The 8,544-nt window shown below is 70.4% G+C and carries 7 protein-coding genes and 1 pseudogene; 6 read left to right on the forward strand and 2 right to left on the reverse strand.

From position 1 onward, the window contains the following. Positions 1-1,582, reverse strand: a 1,582-nt coding sequence (locus JMF90_RS12755) for a sigma-54-dependent Fis family transcriptional regulator (protein ID WP_201325142.1), incomplete at its 3' end; no start/stop codon positions are given. A gap of 535 nt (positions 1,583-2,117) precedes the next feature. Between JMF90_RS12755 and JMF90_RS12760 the strand changes: the two genes are divergently transcribed. The 6 genes from JMF90_RS12760 (at position 2,118) to lipA (ending at position 8,226) form a co-directional block, all read left to right on the forward strand. Then, positions 2,118-3,176 (forward strand): ATP-NAD kinase family protein, encoded by a 1,059-nt coding sequence (locus tag JMF90_RS12760; RefSeq protein WP_054927898.1) that lies wholly within the window; start codon positions 2,118-2,120, stop codon positions 3,174-3,176. Positions 3,177-3,242: 66 nt separating this feature from the next. Further along, the gene (locus JMF90_RS12765) at positions 3,243-4,019 is read left to right on the forward strand and encodes an SDR family NAD(P)-dependent oxidoreductase (protein ID WP_011549670.1); all 777 of its coding nucleotides are present in this window, start codon (positions 3,243-3,245) and stop codon (positions 4,017-4,019) included. Positions 4,020-4,095: 76 nt separating this feature from the next. Further along, a complete protein-coding gene (locus JMF90_RS12770; RefSeq protein ID WP_011549671.1) occupies positions 4,096-5,079 on the forward strand; it encodes a thiamine pyrophosphate-dependent dehydrogenase E1 component subunit alpha in 984 nt (327 codons plus the stop codon). A gap of 54 nt (positions 5,080-5,133) precedes the next feature. Then, entirely contained in the window at positions 5,134-6,138 is a 1,005-nt protein-coding gene (locus tag JMF90_RS12775; protein WP_011549672.1) for an alpha-ketoacid dehydrogenase subunit beta, read from the forward strand. A 4-nt stretch (positions 6,139-6,142) separates the two neighbouring features. Beyond that, complete coding sequence (locus JMF90_RS12780) at positions 6,143-7,258, forward strand: acetoin dehydrogenase dihydrolipoyllysine-residue acetyltransferase subunit (RefSeq protein WP_201316961.1); 1,116 nt, start codon at positions 6,143-6,145, stop codon at positions 7,256-7,258. 2 nt (positions 7,259-7,260) lie between these two features. Next, positions 7,261-8,226, forward strand: coding sequence for a lipoyl synthase (lipA, locus tag JMF90_RS12785; RefSeq protein WP_011549674.1), 966 nt, complete (start codon positions 7,261-7,263; stop codon positions 8,224-8,226). Between the two features lie 11 nt (positions 8,227-8,237). Here the strand turns inward: lipA and JMF90_RS12790 are convergent. Further along, positions 8,238-8,544, reverse strand: a pseudogene (locus JMF90_RS12790) (MATE family efflux transporter); the annotation flags it as partial.

Consider the following 8,544-nt stretch of genomic DNA (forward strand, 5'->3'; position numbering starts at 1 on the left):
TCGCTTGCGCTTCCTCGGCGAACACGGCGGCGATCACGTCGCGCACGTCCGCGCGTTCGCGCAGCGGCGGCAGGTCGAACGTCGCGCCGCTCAGCCGGTAGTACAGGTCTTCGCGGAACGTGCCGTCGGCCACCATCCGCCCGAGATCGCGGTGCGTCGCGCAGATCACGTCGAGATCGACGCGCACGGGCGTATCGCTGCCGAGCGGCACGACCTCGCCGTCGGCCAGGACGCGCAACAGGCGCGTCTGCAGCGCGAGCGGCATGTCGCCGATTTCATCGAGAAACAGCGTGCCGCCGTCGGCGAGCGCGATCTTGCCGCGCGCGCCGTGCTTGCGTGCGCCGGTGAACGCGCCGGCCGCATAACCGAACAGTTCGCTCTCGATCAGCGCTTCCGGCAGCGCGCCGCAGTTGACGGCGATGAACGGCCGCGCGCGCCGTGCGCCGGCGTCGTGGATCGCGCGGGCGAACACTTCCTTGCCCGCGCCGGTTTCGCCGAGCACGAGGATAGGCAGCCGCTTGCTCGCGACGCGCAGCGCGAGTTCGGCCTGTTGCGCGATGCGCGCGTCGCTGCTGTGCAGGAACGGCGTCAGCGCGCCGACGTGACGCGGCGCGGTGGTGCCCGGGCGGCGCGATGCAGCGGCCGGTTCACGGCCGGCGCGTCGTAGCGGCGCGCGCAGCCGCGCGTAGAGCGGTGCGCCGGTCGCGCGCACCCGCAGCGCGACGATGGCATCGAGCCGCGCCGCATCGCGCAGCGGCATCTCGGTCGCGTCGAAGATCTCGTCGATATGGCGCGGCTCGCGCAGCGCCGGCAGCGCATCGCGCGCGTGCCGGTTCGCGGCGACGATGTTGCCGCATTCGTCGAACGCGATCAGCCACTCCGGTTGCGCCTCGACGTAGTGACGGTTCGGATGCCCGAACAATATCCAGTGCTGCGCGGTGCTGTGCACGAAGTAGCCGTCCTCGATCAGCGCCGCGCTCTGCCGCACGAGCTGATAGACGAGGCGCTGGCTGTCGCGGCCGTCGGGCGAATGCACGGCCGACGCGTCGAGCACGCCGATCAACTCGCCGCCCGGCGAGAAGATCGGCGCCGCGCTGCAGGTGAGCGTCGTGAACGCGGCGCGAAAGTGATCGGTCTTGTGCACGGTGATCGGCGCGAGATCGGTCAGCACGCTCGCGACACCGCAGGTTCCTTCCTCGCTTTCCGACCAGCACGAGCCGATGTGCAGCCCCGCGTGACGGAAGTCGTTGCGGCGTTCGCGGTCGATCCGGTAGTCGATCGTCACGCCGTGCGCGTCGGTCAGCATCACGCAGTAATCGGCGACGCGGATCATGTCGTGCAGCCGCGTCAGGCACTGGCCCGACGCGCGCAGGAAGGCTTCCTCCTTGTCGCGCACTTCGCGCAGTTCGGCCGCGGTCAGCACGCGCGGGCCGATCGACGAAGCGGGGTCGAGACGGTAGCGCTCCAGCGATCGTTGCCACGACGACACGAGACGCGCGGAATCCGCCGGCGCGGGCAGGCGTCCGGCGAGCGCGCCGAGGACACGATCGGCGTGCTGGGCCTGGGGGACGGCGTAGGGCATGGTCGGCTCCGGTTCCGTACGGCGGGGATGTCGCTGTTCTTGTAGCACATCCGGTCCTGCGGATCACATTGCATCGCAGCACGCGGCGCGCGTGAGACGGTCGTCTCACCGGTGTCGCGCCGTGTCTCGCGCGGTTGAGACGGCCGCATGCGTGGCGTGCGGCGCTCGGCCGGCGCGGCGCTGCATGCGCGGCGCCGCGCGAACGCGGGGTTGGCGGGCGGAATGCCGGGCAGGCGCGGGTGCCGCGACGACCACGTCGCCGTATCGACGACGTGAGACGCCGCGGCGAATTCGATGTGTGCTGCGTCGTCACGGCCAAGCATCCCGAATTCGCGTGTGCCCGCCGCGCCAGTGCGGACGCGGGTTTCGTGGCCATCGCACGCGCGATGGCACGCTGCTTGCAGAGATGACGGGCAAGCCGGTGCGATTGCGTCGGCGACGACGATCCGCCGCCCGTCGATGGCAGCGGACGAAACAGGCAGGGCCGATGCGTGCGCCAATGCGCCGGCCCCGCCCACTGGATGGAGACAAATCCGTGACGACGCCCGTTACCGTCGGCGTGATCGCGAACCCCGCTTCGGGGCGCGACATCCGCCGCCTCACGACGCATGCATCCGTGTTCCCGACCGCGGAGAAGGCGAACATGATCGTGCGCCTGCTGGCCGGCCTTGGCGCGATGGGCGTCGAGCGCGTGCTGACGCTGCGCGACCGCACGGGTATCGCGACGCTGCTGCTGCGCGCGATCGACACGCATCGCGCGGTCGCGCCGCACGAGCGCTGGCCGCAGGTCGAATTCGTCGACTTGCCGATCACCGATTCCGTCGCCGACACGCAGGCCGGCGCGGCCTATCTGCACCGGATGGAAGTGGCGCTGATCGTCGTGCTCGGCGGCGACGGCACCCATCGCGCGGTGGCCGCGCATTGCGGCGCGACGCCGCTCGTCGCGCTGTCCACCGGCACCAACAACGCGTTTCCCGAACATCGCGAGGCGACCGTCGCCGGCGTCGCCGCAGGGCTTGCCGCGACCGGCGCCGTGCCGGCCGAGGTCGCGTTCGTGCGCAACAAGCGGCTCGTCGTGCGCTGCGTCGCGGGCGCGCAGCCGGGGCGCGAGGAGATCGCGCTCGTCGACGTGTGCGCCGCGCGGCAGCGCTTCATCGGCGCACGCGCGATCTCCGGCTCCGACGACATCGATTCGCTCTACCTGACGTTCGCGGAACCGGACGGCATCGGCTTGTCCGCGCTCGGCGGCGCGTGGGCGCCGCTCGAACGCAGCGCGCCGCACGGGCTCGCGATGCGCTTCGCGCAAGCCGGCAACGCGGCCGGCACGCCGCTCGTCGCGCCGATCGCGCCGGGGCGCGTCGACCGTGTCGTGATGCGCAGTTGCGAGCGGCTCGAGCCGGACACGTGGCACGCGATCCCGTTCGAGCGCGGCACGCTCGCGTTCGACGGCGAGCGCGAGATCGAGGTCGCGCGCGGCGATCGCTACGAGATTGCGCTCGACTGGCACGGGCCGCTGACGGTCGACGTCGGCCGCACGCTGCGCTACGCGTCGTCGCGGCAACTGCTGCGCGACGCGGGTGCGTGGCAGGACTAACGATCGACGGTTGGTTTCACGCACCGGCATTTCGACATCCATCACGATCATCAAGGAGACATCGCCATGACAGCCCCTCTCGAAGGACAGGTCGCCATCGTCACGGGCGGCGCGCGCGGCATCGGCCGCGGCATCGCGCTGACGCTCGCCGGCGCCGGCGCCGACATCCTGCTGGCCGACCTGCTCGACGACGCGCTCGACGCCACCGCGCGCGAGGTGCGCGCGCTCGGCCGGCGGGCCGCGATCGCGAAGGTCGACGTCACGCAGGCCGCGCAGGTCGACGCGATGGTCGCGCAGGCGCTCGCCGACCTCGGCGGGCTCGACATCCTCGTGAACTGCGCGGGCGTGATCAGCATTCATCCGGTCGCCGAACTGACCGAGCGCGACTGGGATTTCGTGATGGACGTGAACGCGAAGGGCACGTTCCTCGGCTGCCGGGCGGCGCTCGCGCACCTGAAGGCGCAGGGGCGCGGCCGGATCATCAACGTCGCGTCGATCGCGGGCAAGGAAGGCTTTCCGAATCTCGCGCATTACAGCGCATCGAAATTCGCGGTCGTCGGCTTCACCAACGCGCTGGCGAAGGAGCTTGCGCGCGACGGCGTGACCGTCAACGCGATCTGCCCGGGCATCGTCCGTACCTACATGTGGGACCGGCTGTCAGACGAATGGAAGACCGACGGCGAATCGGTCGAGGAATCGTGGCAGCGGCACCAGTTGACGCTGATTCCGCAGGGCCGCGCGCAGACCCCGGAAGACATGGGCCGGCTCGCGCTGTTCTTCGCGACGATGGACAACGTGACGGGCCAGGCCGTGAACGTCGACGGCGGCTTCACGTTCCACTGACGGCCCCAGGCCGTGCAATCCGCCGCCACGGCATGGCCGGGGCGGCATTCGCAGTCAGACCTACCAGGAGACACACATGACCGCTTCGACACAGCTCGGCAGGGACAAGCTGCTGGACGCCTATCGGCTGATGCGCACGATCCGCGAATTCGAGGAACGCCTGCACGTCGAATTCGCGACCGGCGAGATACCCGGCTTCGTTCACCTGTACGCGGGCGAGGAGGCGTCCGCCGTCGGCACGATCCTGCACCTCGGCCTCGACGACTACGTGGCCACCACGCACCGCGGCCACGGCCATTGCATCGCCAAGGGCGTCGACGTGCACGGGATGATGGCCGAGATCTACGGCAAGAAGACGGGCGTCTGCCACGGCAAGGGCGGCTCGATGCACATCGCCGACCTGTCGATGGGGATGCTCGGCGCGAACGGGATCGTCGGCGCGGGCGGCCCGCTCGTGTGCGGCGCGGCGCTCGCGGCCAAGCACAAGAAGACGGGCGGCGTCGGCGTGTGCTTCTTCGGCGACGGCGCGTCGAACCAGGGCGTGATCTTCGAATCGATGAACCTCGCGTCGGTGTGGCGGCTGCCCGCGATCTTCGTCGCCGAAAACAACGGCTATGCGGAAGCGACGTCGTCGAGCTGGTCGGTCGCGACCGACAACATCGCCGATCGCGCGAACGGGTTCGGGATGCCGGGCGTGATCGTCGACGGCTTCGACTTCTTCGCGGTGCACGAGGCGCTCGGCGAGGCCGTCGAACGGGCGCGCAACGGCGGCGGGCCGACGCTCGTCGAAGTGAAGTTCACGCGCTACTTCGGCCACTTCGAGGGCGATGCGCAAACCTACCGGGCGCCGGGCGAAGTGCAGAAGCTGCGCGACGAGAAGGACTGCCTGAAGCATTTCGAAGCCCGCGTCGTGCGCGCCGAAGCGCTGACGACCGACGACCTGCGTGCGGTCGACGCCCAGGTGAAGGCGCTGATCGACGACGCGGTCGCGCAGGCGAAGGCGGCGCCGCTGCCGGATGCCGCCGACCTGCTGGCCGACGTCTACGTGTCGTATCCGTGAGCGCGGCCTGATCCAGCAGCCGGCACGGCGAACCGAACATTCCAGGAGACAGACATGGCAAGGAAGATCACTTATTCGCAGGCGATCAACGAGGCGCTCGCGCAGGAAATGGCGCGCGACGACAGCGTGATCGTGATGGGCGAGGACAACGCGGGCGGTGCGGGCGCGCCGGGCGAGGACGACGCATGGGGCGGCGTGCTCGGCGTGACGAAGGGGCTGTTCCACAAGTTTCCGGGCCGCGTGCTCGATACGCCGCTGTCGGAGGGCGGCTACATCGGCGCGGCGGTCGGCGCCGCCGCGTGCGGGATGCGTCCCGTCGCGGAACTGATGTTCATCGATTTCATGGGCGTGTGTTTCGACCAGATCTTCAACCAGGCCGCGAAATTCCGCTACATGTTCGGCGGCAAGGCCGTGACGCCGGTCGTGATCCGCGCGATGTACGGCGCCGGCCTGCGCGCGGCCGCGCAGCACTCGCAGATGCTCACGTCGCTGTTCACGCATATCCCGGGGCTGAAGGTCGTGTGCCCGTCGACGCCGTACGACGCGAAGGGGCTGCTGATCCAGGCGATCCGCGACAACGATCCCGTGATCTTCCTCGAACACAAGCTGCTCTATACGCGTGAGGGCGACGTCCCGGAGGAATCCTATGCGATTCCGTTCGGCGAGGCGAACGTGCTGCGCGACGGCGACGACGCGACGATCGTCACGTACGGCCGGATGGTGCATCTCGCGATGGACGCGGCCGCGACGCTCGCGAAGGGCGGCATCCAGTGCGACGTGATCGACCTGCGCACGACGTCGCCGCTCGACGAGGAAACGATCCTCGAAAGCGCGGCGCGCACCGGGCGCGTGGTGGTGGTCGACGAAGCGAATCCGCGCTGCTCGATCGCGACCGACATCGCCGCGCTCGTCGCGCAGCGCGCGTTCCGGTCTCTGAAGGCGCCGATCGAGCTCGTCACCGCGCCGCATACGCCCGCGCCGTTCGCCGGCGTGCTGGAAGACCTGTATATCCCGTCCGCCGATGCAATTGCGCAGGCGGTACTCAAGACGAGGAGCTGACACGATGTCGATTCACATGATCACGATGCCCAAATGGGGGCTGTCGATGGAGCAGGGGCAGGTCAACGGCTGGCTGAAGGCGGTCGGCGAACGCGTGGCGAAGGGCGACGAAGTGCTCGACGTCGAGACCGACAAGATCTCGTCGGGTGTCGAATGCGCATTCGACGGCACGCTGCGCCGGCAGGTCGCGCAGGAGGGCGAGACGCTGCCCGTCGGCGCGCTGCTCGGTGTCGTCGCGGCCGCCGAGGCGAGCGATGCCGACATCGACGCGGCGATCGCCGATTTCCAGCGCGATTTCGTGCCGAGCGCGGCGTCCGACGAGGCGGCCGGCCCGCAGCCGGAGAAGGCGCAGATCGGCGGCCGCACGGTCCGCTTCCTGAAGCTGGGCGAGGGGTCGGGCACGCCCGCCGTGCTGATCCACGGCTTCGGCGGCGACCTGAACAACTGGCTGTTCAACCACGCGGAGCTCGCCGCGCACCGGCCGGTGTGGGCGCTCGATCTGCCCGGCCACGGCGAATCGGGCAAGGCGGTCGAGACCGGCAGCCTCGACGAACTGGCCGACGCGGTGCTCGCGCTGCTCGATGCGCAGCACATCGAGCGCGCGCACCCGATCGGCCATTCGATGGGCGGGGCGGTCGCGATGACGGTGGCCGAGCGCGCACCGCAACGCGTTGCATCGCTCACGCTGATCGCGAGCGCGGGGCTCGGCACCGACATCAACCGCGCGTACATCGACGGCTTCGTCGCCGGCAACAGCCGCAACACGCTGAAACCGCACCTCGGCGCGCTGTTCGCGGACGACGCGCTGGTCACGCGGCAACTCGTCGAGGACCTCGTCAAGTACAAGCGGCTCGAAGGCGTGCAGGCCGCGCTGGAGAAGATCGCGCACGCCGCGTTCGACGGCGCCGCGCAGCGGCGTGTGTTCCGTGACCGGCTCGCGACGCTGGCGCCGCGCACGCTCGTGATCTGGGGCGAGCGCGACCAGGTGATTCCCGTGCAGCATGCGCAGGGCTTGCCGGACGGCGTGCGTGCCGAGGTGATCGCCGGCAGCGGGCACATGGTGCAGATGGAAGCGGCCGCCGACGTGAACCGCCTGATCGTCGCGTTCCTCGGAGACTGACGATGACCGCCGCGCTCGAACGACCCAGCCGCACGGCGCTCGGCCAGCCCGGCGCGAGAAGTCGCGACAAGCTCGCGCGCATTCCGGTGCGCGTCGAGCCCGCGGCCGGCGCGGCGCTGCCGAAGCCGCCGTGGCTGCGCGCGCGGCCGATGATGAGCGCGGCGGTGGCCGACATGGCCGCCGTGCTGCGCGAGCATCGGCTGCATTCCGTCTGCGAGGAGGCGATGTGTCCGAACATCGGCGAATGCTTCGCGCAGCGCACCGCGACCTTCATGATCATGGGCGGACTGTGTACGCGGCGTTGCCCGTTCTGCGATGTCGCGCACGGCCGCCCCGAGCCGCTCGATCCCGACGAGCCCGCGCGGCTGGCCGACGCGGCGGCGGCGCTCGGGTTGCGCTACGTCGTGATCACGTCGGTCGACCGCGACGACCTGCGCGACGGCGGCGCCGCGCATTTCGCCGCGTGCATCGCGGCGGTGCGCGCGAGCGTGCCGGGTATCGGTGTCGAGGTGCTGACGCCGGACTTCCGCGGCCGTGTGGCGCGTGCGCTCGACGCGCTGTCGTCGGCGTGGCCCGATGTGTTCAACCACAACATCGAGACGGTGCCGTCGCTGTATCGCGCGGCGCGGCCGGGCGCCGACTATCGCGGCTCGCTCGAACTGCTCGCGCAGGCGAAGGCCGCGCGGCCGACGCTCGTGACGAAATCGGGCTTGATGCTCGGGCTCGGCGAGCGCGACGACGAGGTGCGCGACACGCTGCGCGACCTGCGCGCGCACGAGGTCGACGTGCTGACGCTCGGCCAGTATCTGGCGCCGTCGGAACACCATTTGCCGGTGCGGCGTTACGTGAGCCCGGAGGCTTTCGCCGCATGGCACGACGAGGCGCTCGCGCTCGGTTTCAGGGAAGTCGTCGCCGGCCCGCTCGTGCGGTCGTCGTATCACGCGGCCGACGTGCTGGAGAGCGCGTAGCGCGCCGCGCGTCAGGCCAAGGCGGCGTGCGCGCGACTGATGCGGCGCAGGTACAGCACGAGCCCCGCGCCCGCGAGCATCAGGCTGACCGTGTTCGCGAACCAGAAGCCGCGCGCGCCGGTCAGCCACGCGGGCGCGATCCCGCCCACGTCGAAGCCGAGCACGTAGCCGCCGCTGAGTCCGACACCCCACAGCGCGACCGCATAGATCACGGTCGGCACGACCGCCACCTTGTACGCGCGCAGCACGAACGCGGACGTGACCTGCAGCGCATCGAACATGTGGTAGCACGCGACGATCGCGACGAGCGGCATCGCG

The sequence above is a fragment of the Burkholderia sp. E168m23 genome (assembly GCF_016586125.1).
In the GTDB taxonomy this organism is placed as follows: Bacteria; Pseudomonadota; Gammaproteobacteria; order Burkholderiales; family Burkholderiaceae; genus Burkholderia; species Burkholderia orbicola.

Bases quoted from the DNA above. Each gene is read 5' to 3' on its own strand.
- JMF90_RS12765 (WP_011549670.1), top strand. From the start codon at position 3,243: ATGACAGCCCCTCTCGAAGGACAGGTCGCCATCGTCACGGGCGGCGCG.
- JMF90_RS12770 (WP_011549671.1), top strand. From the start codon at position 4,096: ATGACCGCTTCGACACAGCTCGGCAGGGACAAGCTGCTGGACGCCTAT.
- JMF90_RS12775 (WP_011549672.1), top strand. From the start codon at position 5,134: ATGGCAAGGAAGATCACTTATTCGCAGGCGATCAACGAGGCGCTCGCG.
- JMF90_RS12780 (WP_201316961.1), top strand. From the start codon at position 6,143: ATGTCGATTCACATGATCACGATGCCCAAATGGGGGCTGTCGATGGAG.
- lipA (WP_011549674.1), top strand. From the start codon at position 7,261: ATGACCGCCGCGCTCGAACGACCCAGCCGCACGGCGCTCGGCCAGCCC.